The 23,906-nt window shown below is 70.5% G+C and carries 16 protein-coding genes and 3 pseudogenes; 13 read left to right on the top strand and 6 right to left on the bottom strand.

Annotated features, from left to right (window positions below; all coding sequences use genetic code 11):
* Positions 1 to 201 precede the first annotated feature (201 nt).
* Complete coding sequence (locus tag ACGF5C_RS29060) at positions 202 to 3,393, top strand: S8 family serine peptidase (protein ID WP_393306693.1); 3,192 nt, start codon at positions 202 to 204, stop codon at positions 3,391 to 3,393.
* 43 nt (positions 3,394 to 3,436) lie between these two features.
* Positions 3,437 to 5,872: a hypothetical protein gene (locus tag ACGF5C_RS29055; protein ID WP_393306691.1), complete on the top strand. Its 2,436-nt coding sequence runs from the start codon at positions 3,437 to 3,439 to the stop codon at positions 5,870 to 5,872.
* 389 nt (positions 5,873 to 6,261) lie between these two features.
* On the opposite strand, the gene ACGF5C_RS29050 is transcribed toward ACGF5C_RS29055, so the two are convergent.
* Positions 6,262 to 7,305, bottom strand: a complete 1,044-nt coding sequence (locus ACGF5C_RS29050) for a LacI family DNA-binding transcriptional regulator (protein WP_393306689.1) — start codon at positions 7,303 to 7,305, stop codon at positions 6,262 to 6,264.
* Positions 7,306 to 7,493: 188 nt separating this feature from the next.
* On the opposite strand from ACGF5C_RS29050, the gene ACGF5C_RS29045 reads away from it, so the two are divergent.
* The 4 genes and pseudogenes from ACGF5C_RS29045 to ACGF5C_RS29030 all read left to right on the top strand — a co-directional run.
* Positions 7,494 to 9,197 (top strand): DUF4127 family protein, encoded by a 1,704-nt coding sequence (locus ACGF5C_RS29045; RefSeq protein ID WP_393306687.1) that lies wholly within the window; start codon positions 7,494 to 7,496, stop codon positions 9,195 to 9,197.
* Entirely contained in the window at positions 9,194 to 10,141 is a 948-nt protein-coding gene (locus ACGF5C_RS29040; protein ID WP_393306685.1) for a hypothetical protein, read from the top strand. Before ACGF5C_RS29045 ends, ACGF5C_RS29040 begins: the two co-directional genes overlap by 4 nt.
* A 52-nt stretch (positions 10,142 to 10,193) precedes the next feature.
* A complete protein-coding gene (locus tag ACGF5C_RS29035) occupies positions 10,194 to 12,656 on the top strand; it encodes a DUF4127 family protein (protein WP_393306684.1) in 2,463 nt (820 codons plus the stop codon).
* A 468-nt stretch (positions 12,657 to 13,124) separates the two neighbouring features.
* Positions 13,125 to 13,490, top strand: a pseudogene (locus ACGF5C_RS29030) (transposase); the annotation flags it as partial.
* 16 nt (positions 13,491 to 13,506) lie between these two features.
* Here the strand turns inward: ACGF5C_RS29030 and ACGF5C_RS29025 are convergent.
* Positions 13,507 to 14,118, bottom strand: coding sequence for a CGNR zinc finger domain-containing protein (locus ACGF5C_RS29025; protein ID WP_393306682.1), 612 nt, complete (start codon positions 14,116 to 14,118; stop codon positions 13,507 to 13,509).
* Positions 14,119 to 14,202: 84 nt separating this feature from the next.
* Here ACGF5C_RS29025 and ACGF5C_RS29020 point away from each other — a divergent pair, with 84 nt between their 5' ends.
* Positions 14,203 to 14,796 carry a hypothetical protein gene (locus tag ACGF5C_RS29020; RefSeq protein WP_393306681.1) on the top strand — a complete coding sequence of 198 codons (594 nt, stop codon included), beginning with the start codon at positions 14,203 to 14,205 and terminating at the stop codon, positions 14,794 to 14,796.
* A gap of 232 nt (positions 14,797 to 15,028) precedes the next feature.
* On the opposite strand, the gene ACGF5C_RS29015 is transcribed toward ACGF5C_RS29020, so the two are convergent.
* Positions 15,029 to 15,457, bottom strand: a complete 429-nt coding sequence (locus ACGF5C_RS29015) for an aminoglycoside adenylyltransferase domain-containing protein (RefSeq protein ID WP_393306679.1) — start codon at positions 15,455 to 15,457, stop codon at positions 15,029 to 15,031.
* 331 nt (positions 15,458 to 15,788) lie between these two features.
* On the opposite strand from ACGF5C_RS29015, the gene ACGF5C_RS29010 reads away from it, so the two are divergent.
* The 3 genes from ACGF5C_RS29010 to ACGF5C_RS29000 are packed head-to-tail and all read left to right on the top strand — an operon-like array spanning position 15,789 to position 17,802.
* Positions 15,789 to 16,169, top strand: a complete 381-nt coding sequence (locus ACGF5C_RS29010; protein WP_393306677.1) for a YciI family protein — start codon at positions 15,789 to 15,791, stop codon at positions 16,167 to 16,169.
* Between the two features lie 5 nt (positions 16,170 to 16,174).
* Positions 16,175 to 16,561: a YciI family protein gene (locus ACGF5C_RS29005; RefSeq protein ID WP_393306675.1), complete on the top strand. Its 387-nt coding sequence runs from the start codon at positions 16,175 to 16,177 to the stop codon at positions 16,559 to 16,561.
* Positions 16,558 to 17,802, top strand: a complete 1,245-nt coding sequence (locus ACGF5C_RS29000; protein WP_393306673.1) for an RNA polymerase sigma factor — start codon at positions 16,558 to 16,560, stop codon at positions 17,800 to 17,802. The genes ACGF5C_RS29005 and ACGF5C_RS29000 overlap by 4 nt, the downstream gene beginning before the upstream one ends.
* Before the next feature lie 134 nt (positions 17,803 to 17,936).
* Here the strand turns inward: ACGF5C_RS29000 and ACGF5C_RS28995 are convergent.
* The 3 genes and pseudogenes from ACGF5C_RS28995 to alr all read right to left on the bottom strand — a co-directional run.
* Positions 17,937 to 18,257, bottom strand: a pseudogene (locus ACGF5C_RS28995) (glycosyltransferase); the annotation flags it as partial.
* Positions 18,257 to 19,285, bottom strand: a complete 1,029-nt coding sequence (locus tag ACGF5C_RS28990) for a D-alanine--D-alanine ligase family protein (RefSeq protein WP_393306672.1) — start codon at positions 19,283 to 19,285, stop codon at positions 18,257 to 18,259. The pseudogene ACGF5C_RS28995 and the gene ACGF5C_RS28990, both read right to left, overlap by 1 nt.
* Complete coding sequence (gene alr, locus ACGF5C_RS28985; protein ID WP_393306670.1) at positions 19,282 to 20,448, bottom strand: alanine racemase; 1,167 nt, start codon at positions 20,446 to 20,448, stop codon at positions 19,282 to 19,284. The genes ACGF5C_RS28990 and alr overlap by 4 nt, the downstream gene beginning before the upstream one ends.
* Positions 20,449 to 20,830: 382 nt before the next feature.
* Here alr and ACGF5C_RS28980 point away from each other — a divergent pair, with 382 nt between their 5' ends.
* The 3 genes and pseudogenes from ACGF5C_RS28980 to ACGF5C_RS28970 all read left to right on the top strand — a co-directional run bounded on the left by ACGF5C_RS28980 (position 20,831) and on the right by ACGF5C_RS28970 (position 23,881).
* On the top strand, positions 20,831 to 21,565 hold the full coding sequence (locus ACGF5C_RS28980; protein ID WP_393306668.1) for a response regulator transcription factor: 735 nt from the start codon (positions 20,831 to 20,833) through the stop codon (positions 21,563 to 21,565).
* 314 nt (positions 21,566 to 21,879) lie between these two features.
* Positions 21,880 to 23,154, top strand: a pseudogene (locus ACGF5C_RS28975) (sensor histidine kinase); the annotation flags it as partial.
* Positions 23,155 to 23,404: 250 nt separating this feature from the next.
* The gene (locus ACGF5C_RS28970) at positions 23,405 to 23,881 is read left to right on the top strand and encodes a DUF2231 domain-containing protein (RefSeq protein WP_393306731.1); all 477 of its coding nucleotides are present in this window, start codon (positions 23,405 to 23,407) and stop codon (positions 23,879 to 23,881) included.
* The last annotated feature ends 25 nt before the right edge of the window (positions 23,882 to 23,906 follow it).

Genomic DNA, 23,906 nt, shown 5'->3' with positions numbered 1-23,906 from the left:
GGGGACCCGGCACGAGGGCGGATGGCGGTCGGTATGAGCCCTTCCGCCGCTACGGACTCAGGCCCGACAAGGGACAGCGGGCGAGACCGCACCGCGAGGACAGAGGAGAGTTCCTTGAATGGATTGGCGACGGGTTCCCCGACGCTCGTGAGCGCCCCTCGGTGGCGAAGGCTCCGACTGGGTGCCGTCCTGGTCACGGCCATGCTGCTCGTCCTGGGGATACCAGGAACGGTGGTAGCCGCACCCACCCGGACGGCATCGGTCGAGCCGGCGCTGCACACCACACTTGCCGCGGACGGTACCGCCACCTTCTGGGTGTATCTGCGGGACCGGGCCGACCTTTCCGGAGCGGCCAGGATCACTGATCGGGCCGCGCAGGGCCGGTTCGTGTACGAGAGGCTGACCGGCACCGCCAGGGCCAGCCAGGCTGGTCTGGTGGCGATGCTGAAGGCCGCGGGAGCGAGCCACCAGCCGTACTGGATCGCCAACACCGTCCGGGTGACCGGCGACGCGGCGCTGCTGAAGCGGATCGCCGCCCGCCCAGAGGTCACCCAGATCGCCACCGACCAGATCTACCAGATTCCCACGCCGGAAGCAGCCGACGAGGAATCGCAGATCACGGCCGTCGAGTGGAACATCAGCCGGGTCAATGCCCCGCAGGTGTGGCAGCAGCACGCGGTGACCGGTGAGGACATCGTGATCGGCAGCATCGACACCGGGGTGCGGTACAACCACCCGGCGCTGGTCAAGCAGTACCGGGGCAACCTGGGCAACGGCACGTTCGACCACAACTACAACTGGTGGGACCCGTCGAGCGTGTGCGGCGCCCCGTCGTTGGTGCCGTGCGACAACAACAACCACGGCACCCACACCGTGGGCACCATGGTCGGCAACGATGGCGGGGCCAATCAGATCGGGGTGGCGCCCGGGGCGAAGTGGATGGCCGCGAAGGGCTGCGAGTCCAACTCCTGCACGTCCTCCGCGCTGCTGTCCAGCGGGCAGTTCATGCTCGCCCCCACCGACCTGCGTGGAAAGAACCCGAACCCGGCGCTCCGCCCGCACATCATCAACAACTCCTGGGGTGGCGGCGCCACCACCTCCCCCTGGTACCAGCCCACCGTCCAGGCCTGGGTGGCGGCCGGGATCTTCCCCCAGTTCTCCAGCGGCAACCCGGGGTCGACGTGTGGACAGGCGGGCAACCCCGGCAACCTGCCCGAGGCGTACTCGGCCGGTGCGTTCGACGTCAACGGCGCCCTGTACGTCAACTCCGGCCGCGGCCCCTCGGCTTGGGGTGCTGACCAGGTGAAACCGAACATCGCCGCCCCGGGTGTCGCGGTACGCTCGTCATTCGCCAATGGCAGCTACGGCGCGCTCACCGGCACGTCGATGGCTTCCCCGCACGTGGCGGGCGTGGTCGCGCTGCTCTGGTCGGCCGCGCCCGCGCTGGAGCGCGACATCGCCGCCACCCGGTCCATCCTGGACGGCTCCGCCATGGACACCGCGGATCTCACCTGCGGCGGTACCAGCGGCAACAACAACGTGTGGGGCCAGGGCAAGCTGGACGCCCTCGCCGCCGTCACCCAGGCGCCGCGTCCGGCGAAGGGACAACTGACCGGCACGGTGCTCGCCGCCCCCACCAACACGCCGATCGCCGGTGCCACCATCACCATCGCCGGATCGGTGAACCGGACCCGAACCACGGGGCCGGACGGCCGGTACGCGATCACCCTGCCCGCCGGCAGCTACACCGTGACCGCCTCGGCGTTCGGATACCAGGCGACGAGCGGCGCGGCGACCGTCGTCGAGGGTGGCACCGCCGCCCGGGACTTCGCCCTGGCACCACCGGACGGACGACAACTGAGCGTGGCACCCCGCTCGCTCGACTTCGGCGTGACGAAGATCGGCGACACGGCCGGACCGTTGACGGCGACGCTGACCGGCACCGGTGCCGAACCGGTGACGGTTAGCGCGATCACCGAGTCGGGCGTCGGGTTCGCGCAGTCCGGCGGCACCTGTGGCGCCCTACCGGTCACGCTCTCGCACCTGGAAAGCTGCACCGTGGCGTACACGTTCACGCCCACCGTCGAAGAGCCGGCGACGGCGCCGGTGACCGTGACCAGCGACGCGGTCGACGGCCCGCACGCGATCACGCTGGAAGGCATCGCCATCCGGGTCCCGCTGCGGGTCGACGCCGTGACGCTGGCGGCCGGTGAGAACGTACTCTTCTCCGGGTTGGTCGATCCCGCCGGCCGGTACGCGTACTTCGGTACGCAGACGTCCCCGGGTCGGGTCGTGAAGGTCGACCTGAGCACCTTCCAGCGGGTGGGTGCCATCACCCTGGCCGAGGGCGAGAACAACCTCAACTCGGCGGTGATCGACCCGGCCGGCAGGTACGCCTACCTCGGCACCGGCACCGCACCCGGCCGCATCGTGAAGATCGACCTGGCCACCTTCCAGCGGGTCGGCACGATCACGCTCGACAGCGGCGAGAACTACCTGCGGTCGGCGGTGATCGACCCGGCGGGGGCATACGCCTACTTCGGCACCGGCACCGCACCGGGACGGGTGGTCAAGATCGACCTGAACACCTTCCAGCGGGTGGACGCGGCCACGCTGAGCAGCGGCGTGGACAACCTGCGCTCCGCCGTGATCGATCCGGCGGGTGGGTACGCCTACTTCGGCACCGGCACCGCGCCCGGGCTCGTGGTGAAGCTCGACCTGACGACGTTCGCGGAGGTCGGGGTGATCGCGATGGTGAGCGAGAGTCTCTTCTACTCGGCGGTGATCGACCCGGTGGGCAGGTACGCCTACTTCGGCACCGGCACGTCACCGGGGCGCATCGTGAAGATCGACCTGGCCGGCTTCCAGCGGGTCGAGGCGATCGAACTCGCAACCGGCGAGAACTCGCTGCTGACGGCGGCGATCGACCCGGCCGGTCGGTACGCCTACTTCGGCACCGGCACCGCACCCGGCGGGGTCGTGAAGATCGAGCTCGCCGGCTTCCAGCGGGTCGGCGCGGCCACGCTGGCCGGCGGCGAGAACTCGCTGCTGTCCGCAGTGATCGACCCGCAGGGTGGCTTCGTCTATCTCGGCACGTTGAGCTCGCCGGGTCGGGTGGTGAAGGTGAAGGTCGACACGGCGATCCAGCTCAGCGCCGCGGCGCACCGGGTGCGGGGGAACGCCGTCGTGAATCTGGCCTGGGACGGCGCCACCTCGACCGATGTCGACGTTTTCCGTGACGGCACGCGCGTCGCCACGGTGCCCAACAACGGCACATACGCCGACGCCGTCGACGGCTCAGGCGCCGTCACGTACACCTACCGGGTGTGCCACGCCGGCACGCTGAAGTGCTCGAACAAGATCACCGTGCGGTTCGCAGGCCAGCAGGGATGACCGGTCACGTCGGCGCCCACCCCAAAGAAGGAGACAACGAGTCATGAGTACGAGTCGACTGCGACGTGCTCTGGGTGCCCTGCTGGCGCTCGGCCTCACCGGCGGCACGGTGCTGGCAGCCAGCACGGCCGCCGCCGAGACGGCAGCCAGCGACAGCCAGTGGACGGACAGTTCGGGTCTGACCGCGGACGCGCACGGACACCACCCGGACGGCGTTGCCGTGACGCCCACGGCGGGCGAGACCGCTTCCGCGGTGACGTCCACGGCGGCGGCCTGGTCGCTGCTCGGGCCGCCCGGTGGCGACATCTACGACACCGCCGTGTCCACTGCCGATCCCAACATCGTGCTGGCCGGCTACGCACCGGGCGGTGGATACAACGGAGGTCTGTACCGCTCCGGCGACGGCGGCACCACCTGGTCCGAGGTGCCGGCGCTGCACGGCAGGAGCGTCTTCGCCATCGAGTTCACCGCTGGCGGAACCGCCTACGTCGGCACCCAGGACGGCGTGTGGCGCAGCAACGACGGTGGCCTGACCTGGGTCGCCAGCAACCTCAACATCGGCCTCAACGACCAGGTCCTGAGCGTCGCGGTCGACCCGGTCAACCCGTCGGTGCTGTGGGCCGGGATCGCCAATGCCCTGGGCTCCCAGAAGGTCAACCTGATGCGGTCGGCCGACGGCGGCGTGACCTGGACCAACCGGACACCGGCGATGGGTGCCGCGCTGTCCGGCAGGGCGATCGCGATCGACCCGAACGACCCGAACACGGTGATCGTCGCGTTCGACGCCGGCCAGGTGTGGGTCACCCGGGACAGCGGGGTCACCTGGACGAAACGCTCCGCCGGCCTTCCCACCAGCCCGTTGTTCGACATCGGGTACGACGGAACGCGGCTGCTTGTCGGTGGCGGCCAGCTCTTCTCGAACCAGTACCTCGGCCTCTACCAGTCGACCGACCTCGGTGTGACCTGGACCCCACTGCACAACAGCAGCTGGCCGATTCTGGTGGTCCAAGGCATCGCCGTGGATCCGCACGACCGGGACACGATCCTGGTGACCACGGCCGGTACCGGTGTCCACCGCACCACCGACGGCGGCGCGACCTGGGAGATCAGCGTCGGCGGTACCAACACTCTGACCGGGCGGTCGATCCGCTTCGCGCCCGGCAACTCGCGGCAGGTCATCCTCGGCACCGACACGCAGGCCGTCTTCCGCTCCACCGACGGCGGCACGTCGTTCGCCCAGTCGTCGAACGGCATCGCCGAGATCGACCTCCGCTCCATCCACGTCAACCCGCGTGACCCGAACGAGATGGCGATCGCCTTCCAGGGACAGAACACCGGCGGCGTCTACTCCACCGCCGACGGCGGCACCACCTGGAAGCGGGAGCCGGTGCCGCCGACCCGGTACAGCACCGTCCGATTCGCCCCGGACGGCACGCTCTACGCCCTCTCCAACGGCCCCACGACGGTGGCCCAGGAGGGGCTCTACCGGCGCGGAGGTGACGGGAGCTGGACCGTACTCGGCCCCGACCAGGGGGCCTTCTACGAGTCTGACCTCACGACGATCCGGTTCAGCCGCACCAACCCGGACCTGATCCTCCTCACCGGCGCCGACTTCGGGTACGCCGGCACCGAAGCCACGATCTGGCGCACGCTGGACCGAGGCCAGACCTGGGCCAAGGTCCACGAGGGACCGTCCGGCCAAGCGACACTCGACATCGAGATCGTGGAGAACGGCACCGACCAGGAAATGATCGCGTCGATCAACGACCGGAGCGGCGCCTACGCCAGCAGCGTCCTGCGCTCGGAAGACGGCGGCACCTCGTGGTTCACGTCGATGATCGGCCTGTCCGGAAGGTCCATGAATCCATACCTGTGCACGTCGTCCCACGACCCGCACGTCGTCTACCTGGCGGCCTGGTTGACCCCCAATTCCACTGGCGTGTACCGCAGCCTGGACGGCGGCGTCACGTGGGAATCCACCGGCTGGACGAGCAACGCCAGTGTTGCCGACCTGGCCTGTGACCCGGTCGACGGGCGGACGCTGTACATGTCGCTGAACACCGACCCCCGGGTCGTCCGCTCCGCGGACGCCGGCACCACGTTCTCCCCGTTCGGCAGCGGCATCGAAGGGGTACGGCAACCTCGGACGCTGACCTTCGCCGGTCCGTCCCGCCTGCTGCTGGCGACCGCGAAGGGAAGCTACGCGACCAACCTCGACCGCGACACCATCACCGTCGGCACCTCGGTACGCCGGGACAGGGGCCAACTCCTGGTGGATCTGACCTGGCAGGGGGCAACCTCCGTCGACGTCGACATCTACCGCGACGGCACGCTGGTCGGCACGGTGCCCAACGATGGCGCCCACACCGATCCCATCGACGTCCAAGGCCGCGGCACCGCTACCTACCAGGTGTGCCGGGCGGACAGTTCGATCTGCTCAGCCAGGACGACGGTGGTGTACGGCGGGCAACCGGCCTGAGCCGGCCGGGTCGCGAACAACCGCGTGGTGATGGCCCGCCCGGGCCGTCACCACGCGGGGCGGCCATGACGTACCAGGGAGTGTTCGTGCCGCGGCGCAATCATGATCAGGACGAGCAGCGGCATCCCAGTCGCGCACACGGCGAGGGTCTCCTGGCGACGCGACGCGGCGCGGCCTGTATTGCTGCCCGGGCGTTGTCGGGTGGCGCGGACCGAGGCGCGTGCGGTGCCGCGTCGAGCACGGTGAGCAGGCTGCCCACCGTGAAGAACACCGGCCAGACCTGGCAGGACGACGGTCGGGACGGGCACCGCGTGTCAGGGTGCCCACACTGCGGGGGAAGCCCATTTCCAGTTTCGTGTTCCGCTGGTCAGTTCCGGTCGGTTGCCGGGTCAGGGGGAAGCGAGGGTCTCGCCCTCGACCAGTTCGCACGGAAGCAGCCGTTGGTGGTCGCTGCTCCGGTCGTGCAGGATGTCGCTGAGCACCTCGATCGCCTGCCAGCCCATCTTCTTCCTGGGGATGCGGAAGCCGGTGAATTCAAGGTCGGTCTCGGCCGGTCGGGTGGGATCGCCGAGTGCCACCAGGGACAGGTCACCGGGCACGGACAGGCCTCGGGTCCGCGCCGCCTCGGTCATCGCGACGGCCTCGACCAGCTCCTCGCAGAAGACGGCGGTGACCCGGGTCGAGCGCAGTGCGTCGAGCAGTTCCGCCGGGGTTCGTCCGTCGACCGGTTCGTGGAGACCGTCGACTCCGGTCTCCACGACCGCGGCGGTGAAGCCGGCCAGTCGGTCGACCGCGGACTCGGCGCCGGCACCATCGCCGACGTACGCCACCACCCGGTGCCCGAGGTCGACGGCGCGGTGGACGAGAGCGGCGGTGGCCTGGGCGTAGTCCGCGCCGACACAGGGCACCGGACCGCCCTCACCGGAGGGTAGATAGGCGTCGTCACGTCGACCGACGGACACGAAGGGCATGTTCCCGGCGACCATCCGGGCCAGCTCGTCGCGGGGAATCTCCCGACCGAGCAGCACACAACCGTCGGCGAGTCGGATGCGGTTGTTGTCGTGGAAGATCCGCCGGCTGCCGCCGTTGACGGGGGCGCTGGTGAAAAGCAACAGGTCGCACCCGATGTTCTCCGCACACGCCTCGATGCCGGACAGGAACGGGTGGTAGAAGTTCGCGCTGGTGCTCGGGAACACCGACTCGTAGGTGAACACGCCCAGGATCTCGTTGTGCTGTTGGAGCAGCCGTCGGGCGAGCGGGTCGGCGACGTATCCCGTCTCGCGGATGACGCGCAGCACCCGTTCCCGGGTCTCCGGGGCGATCCGCCAGGCCGCCTCACAACGGTCGTTGAGCACGAGTGACACCGTCGTCTGGCTCACTCCGGCCATCCGCGCGATCTCGTGCTGCGTCAGCCTGCCCCGTACTGCGGACACGGTTATCGGCCACCTTCTGAAGCGTCGCGTATCGGCGGGGATTGTTGCGGAGGATGCTGCCCGGCCCGCAGAACCGGTGTCAAGGGCCGCCGGAGCAAGTAATACGTATTACGGGCTCCGGCGGTCTTGACCCGGAGTTCTTGTCGATCCAAGACTCAGCGCATCCCCCGGCAACGCAAGGAGCCGACATGCCTGATCACGCCCTCTCCCGCCGTGGCCTTCTCCGGGCAGCCGGCCTCGCCGGTCTTGCCGGCGCCGGCCTCGCCGCCCTCGGCCGCCCGGCCCATGCCCGGGCACAGACCCCACGGCTCGGCCGGATCGCCCTGGTGCCGCTCGACGACCGGCCCTACACCTGGTACGCCCCGCAACAGATCGCCGCCGGCGCTGGCTACGACACCCTGTTGCCGCCACGGGAAGCTCTGGGGCGGCATTTCACCCCTGGCGATGGACGCGCCGTCGGCCAGTGGCTCACCTCGTCAACGACGCGGGCGGACGCGCTGGTCGTCGCCCTACCGATGCTCGCCTACGGTGGACTGCTCAACTCCCGCAACAGCTCCGTACCCGAGACCGAGGTGTTCGCCCGGCTGGCGGCGGTGCGGGCCGTCCGACGGAGCCGCCCACACCGGCGGCTCTTCGCCTTCGACACCATCATGCGGCTAACCCCTGAGGGGCCGTGGCGCAACGAGCTACGGGCCTGGGCGACGGTGAAGGACGAGGTCGACAACCTCGGAATGGCGGAAAAGCGCCCTCACCTCGACGCGCTGGAGTCCCAGATCCCGGCCGACGTGCGGAGCGACTATCTGGCCACCCGGGCACGCAACCACCGGGTCAACCTGACAATGATCGAATGGGCGGCCGAAGGAACCTTCGACTTCCTCGTGGTGGGCCAGGACGACGCCACCGGCCACGGCCTACACCGACCGGAGTCCCAGGCACTCGCCGCCCGCATCGCCGAGCTCGGCGTCGGCGATCGGGTGGTGATCTACCCAGGTGCCGACGTGGTAGCCGCCCTGCTCATAGCCAAGATCGCTATCAGGGACGCCGACGTGCAGCCCCGGGTGAGCGTGGAGTACTCCCGGGTGCCGGGAGAGGCCTGGACAGCGCCCTACCAGAACATCCCTTACGCCCAGCTCATTCGGGGCTACGTCGACATCCTCGGCGGGACGGTCGTGGACCAGCCGGAACAGTCCGACCTCGTCCTGATGGCCAACACGGGTGGCAGTTCGGCATCAGTGGCACCGTTCGCCGACCGCCTCGTGGCCCACCTCCGGGCCGGCCGCCTCGTAGCCCTCGGCGACGACGCGATCGCCGGGCACTCCGACCGGCGGCTGCTGTCCCTGCTCAACGGCCGGATCCGGTACGTCGAGCTGGCCGGCTACTCGGGCTGGAACGTCGGGATCAGCCTCGCCCAGGCAATGTCCCGCTTGGCGCTGCGGCAACGATCGGCCCGCGGTGACCTGCCACCCGGCGCGCCGGCCACCGTCGGTGAGCCGATCCTGGCCGCACGGCGGGCACTCCTGCACGACGCGGCGCGAGCCAGCATCGAACTGTCCATCTCGGAGCTGGTGCAGACCGATTCGTACCGCAACAACGTCCGCACCGCCACCACCGCCTACGCGATCTCGCTGGGCGAGCCGGACCCGCAGAACATCAGGACCTACTTCCCCGAGATCAACGCGTACGCGGTCGACAACACCGTCCCGTACGCCGAGAAACTGTTCGCCGACGAGTTCGCCGGGGCCACGCTCGCCCTCGGCAGTGATGGACGAGCGCCGGTGGCGGCCCGCGTGGACCGGCTCGACGCCTGGCACATCCACCTGCCCTGGAACCGCACCGGCGAGATCGCCGCCGAGCCTCGGATCGTCCTGACCCCGGACCGGGGGCAACAGTGAGGGCGCGGGCGGCGGCGCTGCTGGCCGCCCTCATCGTCGGCGTCGCGGCGCCGGTCCCGACCGCCCCGGCCGTCGCCGCCACCCCGGTCCCTCTCGTCGACAGCTACTTCGACTGGCTCGTGGCGTCGTACGACGGGGTACGGAACGGGTTGCGCCGGGACGTCGAACACGTCTACGGCAACCAGCTCGTGGTAGCCGGCCATACGTGCACGGCGGCGAGTCCGTGCACCATCGGCGGGCCGCAGCAGAGCACCGCTGCCTGCACCGCGCTCCAGTTCATCTCGGTCTACCTCGACCAGCGGGTAGCGTACGAGCAGCGGTCGCTGTCGAGCGTGGAGACCGGGCTCATCGACGAGTTCGCCAGCGCGGTACTCGCCCACCGGCTCACCAAGAACCCGGACGCGCCGAAGATCTTCGACGATGCGGTGGCCAGCACCCCGGACGGCCAGATCCGCTACTTCACCTCGTTCGGCAACGCGGCGTGCGGAGAGGCGCTGCTGGCCGCCCACCAGGCGACCGGCGCCTCCGGATACCTCGACGCGGCCACCGGCATCGGCGAGTTCCTGCTGCGTATGCAGGACCCACGCGCCTACTACCTGACCTACGGCGTGCATCCGTTCGTCGACGGAATCGGCCAGCCCACCACCCCGCCGGGCGGCTACGTGGACCAGATCTCCAGTTGGAGCAACCTCTACTCGACGATCTCCACCTGGAATCTCACCGCAGGTTACCAACGGTTGCAGCAGGCGAACCGGCAGGACGCGCTCTACGCCCCGCTCGACCGCTCACTGGCCGCGATGTTCCTGCCCGCCCAGGACACCAACGACCTCGACGGTGACAGCGACACCACCGAATACCTGTGCAAGGGCACCCGGGGCACTCTCCCGGTCGCCCACAACGGGCTCGGCATCCTCAAGGCGGTCGGACACCCAGGCACCCGGTGACCGTGCCACCGAACTCCGATGACCTCGTCCACCACCCGACGAAAGTGAACCGATGCGTCGCAACAGACGACTGATACCCCGCACCCTCAGCGTGATCACCACCACCGCGGTCACCCTCACCCTCGCGCTCACCCTCCCGGGCACTCCGGCCACGGCCGCCAGGCCGCCGGCCAACCTGGGCCAGCTCGCCGTCGTACCGCTGGACGACCGGCCGTTCACCGCGTACACGCCGGTCGCGGTCGCCGAGGCCGGCGGACACCAGGCGCTGACACCCCCGAAGGACCTGCTCGGCGAGTACTTCACCTACGGTCAGGCCGACGCGGTCGGCACCTGGTGGCGCGAGGCCGCCGCCGACGCGGACGGCTCGGTGGTCGCGGCCCCGATGCTCGCCTACGGCGGCCTGGTCGCCTCCCGGACCTGCCAGACCAGCCTGGCCGACGCCCGGCGGCGGCTCGCCGTGCTGGACGAGGTGAAGCGGACGAACCCCGACAAGCCGCTGTACGCCTTCGACGTGATCATGCGCCTCACCATCGAGCCGACCAGCAGCTACCCGGGCATCCACTCCGGCCCGATCCGGCGCTGGGCGATCCTCATGGATCAGGTGGAGAACCTCGGACAAGAGGAACGCCGGGCCGAGTACGAGCAGGTCGCCAACGAGATCCCCGAGGAGATCAAGGCGGACTTCCTCTGTGCCCGGGCTCGGGACCACCAGATCAACCGCGACATGATCGAACGGGTCGCGAACGGCACCATCGACTACCTGATCCTCGGCCAGGACGACGCCACCGAGCACGGCCCGCACCGCCTGGAGAAAGCTGCCCTGGCCGCGCTCACGGCGAAGCTCGGGGTCCAGGACCGGGTTAGGATCTACCCGGGCGCGGACATCCTCGGCGCGCTGCTGGTGGCCAAGCACATCACCGAACGGCTCGGCGCCTCCCCGACGGTCGACGTCGAGTGGTCCCGGACCCCCGGTGACCAGTGGGTGGCCCCCTATCAGGACGTCCCCTACGCCACCCTGGTCGACGAATACGTGCGTACCCTCGGCGCCCGCCCCTCGGACAGCTCCGACGCCGACATCCTGCTGATGGCGAACACGGCCGGAGGCGGAAACCTGGAACCCTTTGCCGACCGGATCCACGACGCGGTGGCCCGGGGCCGGCTCGTCGCAGTCGGCGACGACGCGCTGGCCGGCAAGGTGGACAGCGAGCTACGTTCGCTGCTCGCCCCCCGGATCCGGTTCGGGGAACTGGCCGGTTGGTCCGGCTGGAACATCGGCCTGTCCGTCTCCCAGTCGGTGGTCCGCGCAGCGCTGTTGCAGGCGAGCCGGACCGGACGCCTGCCGGGTTTCCCGGGCAAGTCGAAGGGAATTCCCTTCCAGCAGGCGCGCCAGGCCATCCTCCTGGGTGCCGCCACCGCGCACGTCGAGCTGACGCTGCAGGAGCTGACCCACACCGATGTCTACCGCAACCAGGTGCTCAGCCAGGTCCAGGCGTACGCTCGGAACAACGGCGACGATCCGCAGTACATGACGAAGGTGTTCGAGGGCGCCAACCAGCTCGCGGTGCAGCAGACCAGGCAGCTGGCCAATCAGCTCTTCGCCGACGAGTTCGCCGGCACCCCGGTCCGAGCCGGCAACGACGGCCGCTACGAGGTCACCGCGGCCGTGCACCGGCTGGAGTCCTGGGAGATGACGCTGGCCTGGTCGCGCTACCAGGAGCTGGAAGCCTTCCCCACCCTCGCACTGAGCACGGCCCTCACCGACCGCGGTTCGCTGCTCACCGTCTCGGCCCTGCCCCTGCGGACCACGGTCCGGCCGGAGTCGGACGTGGAGGCCCGGGTCACCACGGTGCTCCGTAACGACGTCGGCGCACCCGTGACCGCACAGCTCAGCGCCGTTGTCCCTGACGGGTGGGTCGCCCCGGCCCCGGCGGAGGTGCGGCTCGCGCCGTTCGCGGTGGTGGAGGTTCCGTTGACCGTGGGAGTCCGACAACTCGCGGCCGAGCAGAGCGCCACCGTCACGGTCGACGCCCCGCACGGCGTGCTGCCGGACGGACCCCGACAGTTCGCCGCGAGCGCCACCACGATCTTCGGTGCGGTGTGGCACAACGTGGCGCTGGCATCCGAGGGCGCCACGGCCACCGCGTCGGGCTGGTGGCGGCAGTACGTGCCGTCGCACGTGATCGACGGCAACGTGGTCAGCGCCGGTAGTCGCTGGATCACCGATCCGGGCGACAGCCACTGGTTACGGGTCGAGTTCGCCGATCCGGAGCTGATCGACACCGTGCGGCTGCACCAGTACGGCGGGTACGAGCTGACCGCCTACCGGATCTCTGGGTTCGTCGACGGTGCCTGGCAGTCGCTCAGCGAAGTCACCGGAAACACGACCAAGGTCACCACGCACACCTTCACTCCGGTCCGCGCAACTGCAATCCGCCTCGACGTGCTCGGCAGCCGGGACAGGCAGGCCAGGCTCTACGAGATCGAGGTGACCTGCCGGGACGCCTCCTGCGGCTGACCGTCAACCCCGCTGAACCCGCGGACCAGCGTGGCAGGATCGCCAGCGAGACCGGCATCCCAAGACATCCCTACACCGCTGCCTCGCTGGCGAGCTCACGCCGGAACCGGCGTGCGCACCACCCCACCCGAGCTCGGATGGTCGCAGTGATGCCGATGGCACCGGGGATGATGAGTTGCCCGACGTGGACGTTCTGCGGTCTGCGGGCGTCGTGGAGCATCGCCCCGTAGGCGGACTCGCCGGCGAACCCCGCTCCTCGACATCTCCGACGAGCAGGCCCGCGATCGAGGTGCCAGCGACGCTTCAGCCGAAAGGCGGTCCGGGGAAACCCACAGCGGCAACGCTGCAGGGCGCCCCGGACCGGCCTTACGGCTACCACCCGTTGTTCTGCTTCCTGGACAACACCCCGAAAGCCGCTGTCCGAATGTTGCGCCGGGTCGGGCCGGGTCGAACACCACCGCGGATCACATCACCGTCCTCGACGCCGCCCTCGCGCAACTCCCGGACGCCCGGCGCTACCTGCCCCACGACTTCCCGCCCTGGCAGACCGTCTACGGCTACTTCGCCGCCTGGACCGCCGACGGCATCTTCGCCCAGCTCAACTACGACCTCACCGGCCTCGCCCGCGCCAGGGCCGGACGCGCCACCCAGCCGTCGGCCTGCGTCATCGACACCCAGAGCGTGAAGACCTCCACCAACGCGCCACTGGCCACGCAAGGCATCGATGCCGGCAAGAAGATCGTCGGACGCGAGCGCGGCATCGTCACCGATACCCTCGGCCTACTCCTCGCGGTCGTCGTCACCGCCGCCAGCGCCGGCGACAACGCCATCGGATTCGAGTGACGGTTGGTCAGCCCGGCTGCTGGCGGGCGGCATAGGCCCGTACCTTGGCCCGGTTACCGCAACTGGCCATGCTGCACCAGCGACGCCGGCCCCGCCGGTCGAGGAAGAGCCATCCGCAGTCGACGGCCGGGCAGGCGCGTACCTCGGTGCGGGCCGGGGTGCTGAGCAGGTCGGCGGCGGCCCGGGCACCGGCCAGCAGCGGCAGCAGCAGACCGACGTCGTCGGGCAGCGTCCAGTGGGCGAGTCCGTCCTGGTCCGACTCCAGCACCGCCACGGCGGCGGCTCGGTGTGCCTGCTCGGCGACATGCCGGAAGGCCGTTGTGTCGCCCGGGTCGAGCAGGACATCGCGCAGCGCGGTGCGCAGCAGCCGGGTCGCCACCAGCACGTCGTGCGCGGCGGCCGGGTGGCGGCGGCCGTGTTCCCGGAGTCGACCGACGGTGGTCGGGGTGAGTAGCTGGACGTGCCCGGTCCACACCGCCAGGCGGTCGAAGTCGCGAAGCCACTCCCGTTCCGGACCGGGTGGTGCCGCCCAGCCGGCCCAGGTGTTGCAGAGCTCCAGGGCGGGATGCCCGCCGACCGGGACGGGCATCGGATAGCCCTCGACGTTCACCCAGTGCATGTCGACAGTGTGCCTTGACTCAGCGCAGTTAACCAGTACTGTCGATGACACCGGTTAACTGAAATTTACTGGTTAGGTGATGACATGCGCCTGGGAAAGATCGTCAGTCGGTCTCTGCTCGGAATGCTGATGGTGTCCACGGCCCTCGTGACCACTCCCGCCGGCCCGGTGGTCGCTCAGGACAACGGATCCCAGGTGACCGTGTCCGGTTGGCGAGGCTGGGCCGGCAACCGCCCCGAGCCCTGGCGTCCGTCGATCCAGGAGGAATGGACCGGGCCGGCCGGCCGCTACTGCTCGTTCCCGCTCCACGTCCGCGTCGTCTCCCAGGACGTACGGGTCCGGGTGCTCGCCCGGTATGTCACCGGGGCCGTCCGACGTGAGGAGTACGCCGGCCCGCTGACCGTGGACTTCGTCAACACCGACACCGGGAAAGCCGTACGTCGGGACGCGGGCGGCTCCGGGCTGCTCGAATACCGCCCGGACGGCGGGTGGCTGCGCTACACCATCGTCGGGCCGGCGGGGTTCGGCTTCCGGTTGGGCGACCGCTACCCACGTGGCTACTACATCCTCGACGGGCTGCACGTCGTCTCGATCGATCCGGCCGGCACCCGTCGGCTGACGTTGGGGATCGGCCGACAGGACAACGTCTGCGTAGCTCTCGGTGACCCGACCGCCTGACCACGGCGACCCGGTGAAGGTGGTGGGTGGGGATGGCCGACGTGCGGCTTGCCGTACTCGGGCCACTGACCGCACACCGCGACGGGGCGGAAGTGGCGCTCGGTGGCCGGCGACAGCGCATGGTACTCGCCACGTTGCTGGCGGCCCGGGGTCGGATGCTGCCCGCCGAGCGGCTGCGGGACCTGGTCTGGAGCGACGGTGGGCGTACGGCCGGCCCGCCGACCCTGCACGGTTACGTGGCCGGACTGCGGCGGGCGCTCGAACCGGACCGACCACCGCGCTCACCGAGTACGGTGCTGCCCGGGAAGGCCCCGGGTACGCCGTCCGGGTGCCGGCTGAGCAGGTCGACGCGGAACGGTTCACCGCGCTGGTCGCGCATTGGTTGTCGCGTCCGTGCGGGTTCATGCAGCACGCTGTCGAGCAGGTCGGCTATGCCCTGCTCGTCAACCATGCTCGCCGGATCTTGCTCGTACTGGTGGACCGCCTGACGAATGGCCGTCAGCGAAGGATCCCGGTCGAGTGCCCACTCTGCGGCCTGCGCATTGGAGCAGTGCACGTTCTCAACCGCGAATCGCCATATGCGGCAGGCAGTGAGAACCATGAAGGCAGCACCACCGACGATGTCGGCCATGGAGTCGGCGAGCAGCTCCGCAGCGGTCAAGGCGGGCAGTTCTTCAACACTGACCAGCCCGCCGCTCGGCGCCAGCGGGTGACTTCGGCCTCGTGTGAAACGGTAGCGGTCGTGGCCGCGGCTGCCGCCGGATCCGCGACGCTCCGGGCAGGACGGGGCTTGTGGAGGGACCAGGGCCGACGGCCGCTGACTGCTCGCACTGGTTTCCTCAGTCACCACGTGGGGCTGCCTTGAAAAGGAGTTTCCGGGATGGTGTCGTATCAGGGCGCAGCCGCTCGTGGAACTAGTGCGGCGGCCGGCCGGACCGCCGCACACGAGGAGTCGGGAGAGGCCCTCGTCCGGGAACTGAGAGGAGACGACCATGACGGAGTACCTGATCACCTTCAACGATGAGTGGGTGCCCGACCACACGGCGGAGGAAGTGCGCGAGAAGGGCACGGCCGCCCGGGCCGTGATCGAGGAGATGCAGACCGAGGGTGTCCTGATCTTCAGCAACGGCGGGCTCGACCGGTCCACCGCGGTGTGCAGTGTCGAGTTGGTTGACGGCAAGCCCGTCTTCACCGACGGCCCGTACGTCGAGACCAAGGAGCACCTCGGCGGCTTCGCCGTCGTGGACGTGCCCGACGACGCGGCGGCGCGATACTGGGCCGGCAGGCTCGCGACCGTGCTCGACTGGCCGCAGGAGGTGCACCGGTTTCGAGGTCCCGGGGAGGCCCGGCGTCACGGCCCTGGGGAGAAGTGAGCGCGGTGCCCAGGTACCTGCTGTCCGTCTACGGACCGGCCGAGCACACCGAGTCCGGCACCTACCCCTCCCAGGAGGCCATGCTGCAGGCGTTCGCCGACACCGGCGCCTTCAACGAGAGGCTCCAGAGGGACGGTCACCTCGTCTTCTCCGACGGCCTGGAGCCCGCGACGACCGCCACCACCGTCGACGGGCAGGGCGGGAAGCCGGCCTTCACCGACGGGCCCTACCTGGAGACGAAGGAGTATCTCGGCGGCTTCTGGGTCATCGAGGCCGCCGACCTGGACGTGGCCCTGGCGCTTGCCGCCGAGGGGTCGAAAGCGTGCCGCGGCACGGTCGAGGTGCGTCCCTTCCGAACCGCGAAATCCGTCCGAGCGCTGCTGGAGCCGTGACTGGTCCCACCGTCGAGCAGGCGATCACCCGTGCCCACCAGGAGGAGTGGGCACAGGTGGTCGCCGGCCTCGCGCGCCGTTTCGGCGACCTCGACGTCGCCGAGGAAGCGACCGCCGAGGCGTTCCTGGCGGCTGCAGAGCGGTGGCCGCGCGAGGGCCTGCCGCCCAATCCCGGCGGTTGGCTCGCCACCACCGCGACCCGCAAGGCGATCGACCGGCTCCGTCGCGAGTCGCAGCGCGACGCCAAACACCAGGCGGCCCGGATCGCCTACGACGACACCCCTCCTGAGCCGACCGGCCCGGTCGAGGACGACCGGCTCAGACTGATCTTCACCTGCTGCCACCCTGCGCTCGCGTTGGAGGCCCGGGTGGCGCTCACCCTCCGCCTGCTCGGCGGCCTCACCGTCCCTGAGATCGCCCGCGCCTTCCTGGTGCAGGAGACCACGATGGCGCGACGGATCACCCGCGCCAAGGCAAAGATCAAGGCGGCACACATTCCCTACCGGGTGCCCTCGGCCGACGACATCCGTGAGCGGCTCGCCGGCGTGCTCGCGGTCGTCTACCTCGTCTTCAACGAGGGCTACCTCGCCAGCGAGGGCGACGACCCGGTGCGCGTCGACCTCACCGACGAGGCGATCCGCCTCGGCCGCCTGCTCCGAACCCTCCTCCCCGACGACGGCGAGGTAGCCGGCCTGCTTGCCCTGATGCTCCTCACTGACGCCCGACGGCCGGCGCGCGTGTCCCGCACCGGGGAGCTGGTGACCCTCGACGAGCAGGACCGCGGCGCATGGGACCGCACCCTCATCGCCGAGGGCAACGCCTTGGTTCGCGAGCGGATCGAGGCGGTGGCGACCGGCGGTGACCCACCCGGGCGCTACCAGCTGCAGGCCGCGATCAACGCGGTCCACACGCATGCCCCATCCGCCCGAGACACCGACTGGTCCACCATCGTCGCCCTCTACGGCCGCATGGTGCTGCTCGATCCCTCGCCGATCGTGCGGCTCAACCGGGCGGTCGCGGTCGCCGAAGTCGACGGCCCCGGGGTCGGGCTCGCCGAGATCGACCGGCTCGCCGAGGTCCTTGACGGCTACCACGCCTTCCACGCCACGCGCGCCGACCTGCTGCGGCGACTCGGGCGCGGCGGCGAGTCGCGGGCGGCGTACGACCGGGCCATCGGTCTCGCCGGCAACCCCGCGGAGCGGGCCTACCTCACCCGCCGCCGCGACCAGCTCGCCGGCTGATCGACACGTGGAGCCAGCGCATTCCAGCGCTGTTCGGGCAGATCCGCATCGGCTGGACAAACGCGGATGACGTCCAGCTCGCACAGTTCACAGCCGAAGATCACACCGAAGCACGCGCCGCGCCCGGCGGCGTCGATGATTGCGCCGGCCTGGAAGATGCCGAGCGGCACGCGGAAGGCGTCGGCGACGTTGCGGCCCCACTCGTGCAGGTCCGGCGAGCGGCGCGGGTTGCCGGTGGTGATCGCCGTGGAGGGAATTGCCTCCCGCTGGGCGATTCTGGCCGCCAGTCCGTGGGCTACGCCCACCCAGCGGACGTCCGGTCCGGTGCCGGCTGCCGCCAGCCGGCCGCGGAGCGTACGGATCGTGGTCAGCGCCGGGTAGGTGTGCCCGCCCGATCCCCCGCCCGCGACGATCATGCGGAGCCCACGGAGGTGTTCCGCGGTGTAGACGGCCATCAGCAGGGGCCCGGGCGGGGGGAGACGGTGTCGCGTCGGTGCGGTGCGCCCTGGATGAGGATGTCGAGCAGTGCCGAGTAGCCGACGCCGGCCCGCTGCCAGATCTGCGGGTACTGGGAGGCGGCGGTGAATCCGGGGAAGGTGTTTACCTCGTTGATCACCGGCTCCCGGCAGTCTCCGGTCCACCCTGTGCCGTGGTCGGCGTCCGGATCCGGGAGGAAGAAGTCGACGCGGAGCAGCCCACGGCATCCGAGCGCGTGGAACGCCTGTACGGCCCGGTCCTGCAGTAGTCGGGTGGTGCCGGGGTCGAGCTGGGCCGGAATCTGGAAGACGGCACCGCCGTCGTACTTGGCGTCGTAGTCGAAGAAGGAGGCGTCCGTCACCCGTATCTCCAGCGGCGGCCCAGCCTCGACGCGACCGTCGGGGTGTTGAAGGACGCCGACGTCGATCTCGCGCCCGCGCACGGCGCGTTCGACGACAACCTTCGCGTCGCTCTCCCGCGCCCGCCGCAGGGCGGCGGGCAGTTGCGCCCATTGTTCGACCCTGGAGACGCCCAGGCTGGAGCCGGCCCGGGCGGGTTTGACGAAGACGGGCAGTCCCAGTCGCTCCTGATCCCGCGACGACAGCTCCTCGTCGGGGCGCAGCGTCACCCCGGCGGCCACGCGCAGGCCGTCGGCGGCGAGGAGTTTCTTCGTGACCGGCTTGTCCATCCCCGCGGCGCTGGCGAAGACACCGTTTCCGACGAACGCGACGCCGAGCCACTCCAGCATCGACTGGACGGTGCCGTCCTCACCGTACGGGCCGTGCAGAGCCGGGAACACCACGTCCTGGTCGCCGAGGGTCCGCAGCGCCTGCGCGAACGTGGCCCGGTCGCCGTTCACCCGCCACTGGCCGTCCCGCTCGATCATCACCTCGGTCACGTCGTACGTGTCGCGGTCGAGATGGGCCAGGATGCTGTCCGCCGAGCGCCGGGAGACGTCGTGCTCCCCGCTGCGCCCACCGAACAGCACCGCCAAACGAACAGTCATGATGCTGCCGCTTCCCCGTGTAGGTGTACGCGCGCCACTCGCGCGCCGATTCCGGTCAGGACTTCGTGCGGGTTGGTGCCGGCCCACTGAGCCCACTCGGCGGCCGTCGGCTCGGCCGGGTCGGGCGAGCCGGGCTCGGCGCCGGGGCCGAAGACGACCACGGGATCGCCGAGCGCCACCGGTAGATCGCCGACATCGACGACGCACTGGTCCATGGCGATGCGGCCGACGATCGGGCATCGTCGACCAGCGAGCCAGACCCACGCGCGGCCCTCGGCGGTGCGCGACAGGCCATCGGCGTACCCGAGCGGCAGCAGAGCGAGCGTGGTCGGCCGGTTGGTCACGTGGTCGGGCCCGTACGAGACGCCGGTCCCGGCGGGCACGCGTTTCAGGTTGACCACCCTTGACCGCAGGGTCATGGCGGGTCGCAGGCCGAAACGGCGGGGACCGGCCGCGCCAAAGGGGTCGATGCCATACATGGCCAGGCCGATCCGACAGAGATCGAACTGGGTCTCCGGGGCGGCCAGTGCCGCCGCCGAACTGGCCAAATGCACTAGTTTCGGACAAAGCCCGGCATCTTGGGCGATCCGCAGTGCCTCCCGGAACGTCGACAGCTGCCGCGCGATGCTCGGGCATCCAGGCACGTCGGCGTTGGTCAGGTGGGACCACACCCCGTGCACCCGGACGCTGCCCTCCGCCTCGTGCTTGCGAGCCCAGGCGACCAGCTCGGGCCATTCGTCGTCGCTGGCACCGTTGCGGGACAGACCGACGTCCGCCTTGAGCTGGACCGCGGCGGGCACACCGAGACCCGTGGCCGCGTTGGCGATCGCGCGCAGATGGGTCAGGGTCGACACCGCGATGTCGACGTCCGCGGCGATCAGGCGGGTGAAGTCCTCGTCCGGCCGGTGCAGCCAGCTCAGGACGGGCGCGTCGATGCCCGCCGATCGCAGTGCCACCGCCTCCGTCGCCGAGGTCACGCCCAGCCAGTCGGCGCCGGCCCCCAACGCGGCCCGCGCCACCGGCACCGCGCCGTGCCCGAACGCGTCGGCCTTCACCACGGCCATCAACCCGGTACGCGCGATCGCTGCGATCGTCCGAATATTCTGCGCGATCGCCGCGAGATCTATCACGGCCTCGGCCAGCTCGGCACTCTCACTGATCACACCGGTCCCCGCGCGTCGACCGCGCGTACCCGGCGTCACCCGGCAGCCCCGGGTTCGACGGGCGGTTCGTCCGGCGGTTCGGCGGCCCCGTGCCCGCCGACAGCGGCGGCCCGGCGCACCGCGAGCGTCTCCCGGATCCGCCGCCGGACCGCCCGCCGCTGTTGCTCCCCGCGGCGGCCTGGGTGTGCTGGTTCCAGGATCATGTCCGGCTCCTGACTGACATGACCGGAACCGTAGGCAGCCTGTGGTGAAGAACCCTTGAAGAAGCCGTGGGCCAGCTGTGCGGATATCCCGCTCGCCGCTCTCCGGGCCCGCCCACATCAGTTCTTCACAGGTTTCGGTTTTACTTGACCCCGCCACCACTAGCCAGAACGGGAAAAACATGAGCGCGCGGATCCTGGTCGCCGAGGACGACCCGAAGCAGGCCAACCTGGTACGGGTCTATCTCGAACGCGAGGGGCACAGCGTGCTGCTGGTCGGCGACGGGCGGGCCGCGCTGGACCAGTGCCGGACCCGCCGGCCGGACCTGGTGGTCCTCGACGTGATGATGCCGGTCGTCGACGGCCTCGACGTGTGCCGGATCCTGCGCGCCGAGTCGGAGATTCCGATCCTGCTGCTGACCGCCCGCACCACCGAGGACGACGTCCTGCTGGGCCTCGATCTCGGTGCCGACGACTATCTCACCAAGCCGTACAGCCCGCGGGAGCTGGCCGCCCGGGTACGGGCGCTGCTACGCCGGGCCCGGGTGGTGAGCGCCGACAACCGGGCGGTGCTGCGCGTCGGCGAGCTCGAGGTGGACGCCGGCCGGTTCGAGGTACGCGTCGGCGGCCGGCCGGTCGCTCTGACGGCCAAGGAGTTCGGCATCCTCGAGGTGCTCGCCGGCGAGCCCGGGCGGGTGTTCACCCGGGCGCAGATCATCGACCGTGCCTTCGGCTTCGATCATTTCGTGCTCGAACGCACCGTCGACGCGCACGTGATGAACCTCCGCCGCAAGATCGAGGCCGACGTCGCCGAGCCGCGGTACGTGCGGACCGTCTACGGCCGCGGCTACCGGCTCGCCGAACCGGAGCCGGAACCGGCGGCGACGCCCGAGGGGACGCCCGGAGCCAGCCGGTGAGTTTTCGGCTACGGGTGCTCTGGCTGGTCATCCTCGTCGCGGTGAGCGCGACCGCGGCGACCGCGTGGCTGACCCTGCGGCAGGCCTCGCAACAGATCAACGAGTCGGCCACCGTCGACCGAGCGCAGCTCGACCAGGTCGTCGCCCGACTCGAGGCGTACGGCAGCCGGCACGGCACCTGGGAGGGCGTGCCCGGCCTGGTGCAGGACCTGCGCGCCGAAACCGGTCAGCGGATCCACCTGGTCGCCGATACGGGCCAGGTGATCGTGGACACGGACACCCAGGAAAATCGCACCGCCCGGCCGCTCGGCACGATGGTCGGGTTCGTCGACCCGCGGCCGGTACTGAATCTGGCCGCATTGCCGGCGGAGCCGGCGGGCCGGGAGAAAGGCGTGGTCGGTGCGATCGCCGCCTACCGCACGGGCGTGCTGTTCGCGGCCTGCCTGACCCGGGAATCCGTCCCTGTCGTCGCCTCACCCACCAGCACGGGAGTTCCGCAGTTCGACGCGGACCTGAGCACGGCCGACGGGCGCGATCGCCAGGGCGTCGACGAGATCGTCCGCGGCTGTCGCGACATCGCGGCCCGGCCGGGCCGGGACCGGGCGGCCGGCGCCGACCGGGTGCAGGGCTGTGGCGCCCTGACGGCCGTGGAACCACTGGATTCCTGCCTGGCCCAGGTCTTCACCAACCAGATCAGTGATGTCGCGCCGGTACCCGCCCGGGTCTACCTCGGCGCTCGTGGCGATCCGGCGTCCGCGCTGGCGGCCGGTCCGCTGCTCGCCGCGGCAGCGGGCGTTGCGACGGTCGCGATCATCGGCACCGTGCTGCTGAGCCGGCGGGTGCTGCGCCCCATCGACACGCTCACCGCGGCCGCTCAGCGGCTCGGCCGGGGCGACCTCACCGGACGGGTTCCGGTGCGGGGCAACGACGAACTGGCGGAGTTGGCCCGGTCGTTCAACCGGATGGCCGACTCCCTGCAGCGCGGGGAGGAGCGGCAACGCCGGCTGGTCGCCGACGTCGCACACGAACTACGCACCCCGCTGGCCAACCTGCGCGGCTATCTCGAGGCGCTCTCCGACGGCGTGGTCACGCCGGACCAGGAGCTCTACGCCTCGCTGCTCGAAGAGGCGGTGCTGCAACAGCGCATCGTCGACGACCTGCAGGACCTGGCCCTGGCTGAGGCCGGCAACCTGGCGTACCACCGGGTCACGGTGGATCTGGCCGAACTCCTGGAGACCTGCGGCACCGCCCACCACGCCCGGGCGGAGTCAGCCGGGGTGTCGTTGCACGTGACGGCCGAACCGGTTGCGGTACGCGCCGATCCCGACCGGCTGCGCCAGGTCGTGGGCAATCTCGTCACCAACGCGCTACGCGCGACCGCTGCGGGCGGCAGCGTCCGGCTGGTCGCGAGCCGCACCGACACGCAGGCGGTCGTCCGGGTCGTCGACACCGGCTCGGGAATCGCAGCGGACGCGCTGCCGCATGTGTTCGACCGGTTCTGGCGGGCCGACGCCGCACGGGGCCGCCGTACCGGGGGCAGTGGTCTCGGCCTCGCCATCGCCCGGCAGATCGTCACCGATCACCGGGGCACCATCACGGTCGCGAGTGAGGCCGGCGTCGGGACGACATTCACCATCACGCTTCCCCGCCTGGCGGTCGGTGGTGGTGCAGACGATCCAGGCCGCTGACCTGTCCCGGGTGGGTCCGCGAGGCAGTTCCCATCGCACGCCTGCAGCCGCGCGCGTTCACCGCCGGTAGGTGTACCAGCGGCCCGAAGGGGTACCCGCGCCCAACATCCCGCCAGGGAGGGAGGCCGCGTTGGAAAGCCGAGCCAAGGCGATGGGTCACGGGATCCACCCCATGCTGATCGTTTTCCCGCTGGGGCTGCTCGCCACGGCGGTGATCTTCGACATCCTGTATCTGATCACGGATCGGGCCGGATTCCAGATCTCCGCCGGGTACATCATCGGCGCCGGCATCATCGGCGGTCTCGTCGCCGCGGTCTTCGGGTTCACCGACTGGCGGGCCATCCCGTCCGGCACCCGCGCCAAGCGGATCGGCGCGATCCACGGCATCGGCAACGTCGTCGTCGTGCTGTTGTTCGCGGTGAGCTGGCTGGCGCGGGCCACCGCGGCGAACTGGGAGCCGAATGCCCTGGCCCTGATCTGCGGCTTCGCGGGCATCGTCCTGTCCGGGATGACGGCCTGGCTCGGCGGCGAACTGGTCGAACGGCTCGGCATCAGCGTCAGCGACGGCGCCGGCGTCAACGCGCCGAGTTCCCTGTCCCGCCGCCCCGCGCGCCGCTCCCGCGCCTGACCGGACCGGGGCGGCATCACCACGA

Source organism: Micromonospora sp. NPDC047620, assembly GCF_043205005.1.
Taxonomy (GTDB): domain Bacteria; phylum Actinomycetota; class Actinomycetes; order Mycobacteriales; family Micromonosporaceae; genus Micromonospora.
The sequence above is the reverse complement of the archived record's forward strand: the minus strand, read 5'-3'. Positions and strand labels throughout refer to the sequence as shown.

Excerpts from the sequence above, each read along its gene's own strand:
- ACGF5C_RS29060 (WP_393306693.1), top strand. The coding sequence starts at position 202 with ATGCTGCTCGTCCTGGGGATACCAGGAACGGTGGTAGCCGCACCCACC.
- ACGF5C_RS29055 (WP_393306691.1), top strand. The coding sequence starts at position 3,437 with ATGAGTACGAGTCGACTGCGACGTGCTCTGGGTGCCCTGCTGGCGCTC.
- ACGF5C_RS29045 (WP_393306687.1), top strand. The coding sequence starts at position 7,494 with ATGCCTGATCACGCCCTCTCCCGCCGTGGCCTTCTCCGGGCAGCCGGC.
- ACGF5C_RS29035 (WP_393306684.1), top strand. The coding sequence starts at position 10,194 with ATGCGTCGCAACAGACGACTGATACCCCGCACCCTCAGCGTGATCACC.
- ACGF5C_RS29025 (WP_393306682.1), bottom strand. The coding sequence starts at position 14,118 with ATGCACTGGGTGAACGTCGAGGGCTATCCGATGCCCGTCCCGGTCGGC.
- ACGF5C_RS29020 (WP_393306681.1), top strand. The coding sequence starts at position 14,203 with ATGCGCCTGGGAAAGATCGTCAGTCGGTCTCTGCTCGGAATGCTGATG.
- ACGF5C_RS29010 (WP_393306677.1), top strand. The coding sequence starts at position 15,789 with ATGACGGAGTACCTGATCACCTTCAACGATGAGTGGGTGCCCGACCAC.
- ACGF5C_RS28990 (WP_393306672.1), bottom strand. The coding sequence starts at position 19,285 with ATGACTGTTCGTTTGGCGGTGCTGTTCGGTGGGCGCAGCGGGGAGCAC.
- ACGF5C_RS28980 (WP_393306668.1), top strand. The coding sequence starts at position 20,831 with ATGAGCGCGCGGATCCTGGTCGCCGAGGACGACCCGAAGCAGGCCAAC.
- ACGF5C_RS28970 (WP_393306731.1), top strand. The coding sequence starts at position 23,405 with ATGGGTCACGGGATCCACCCCATGCTGATCGTTTTCCCGCTGGGGCTG.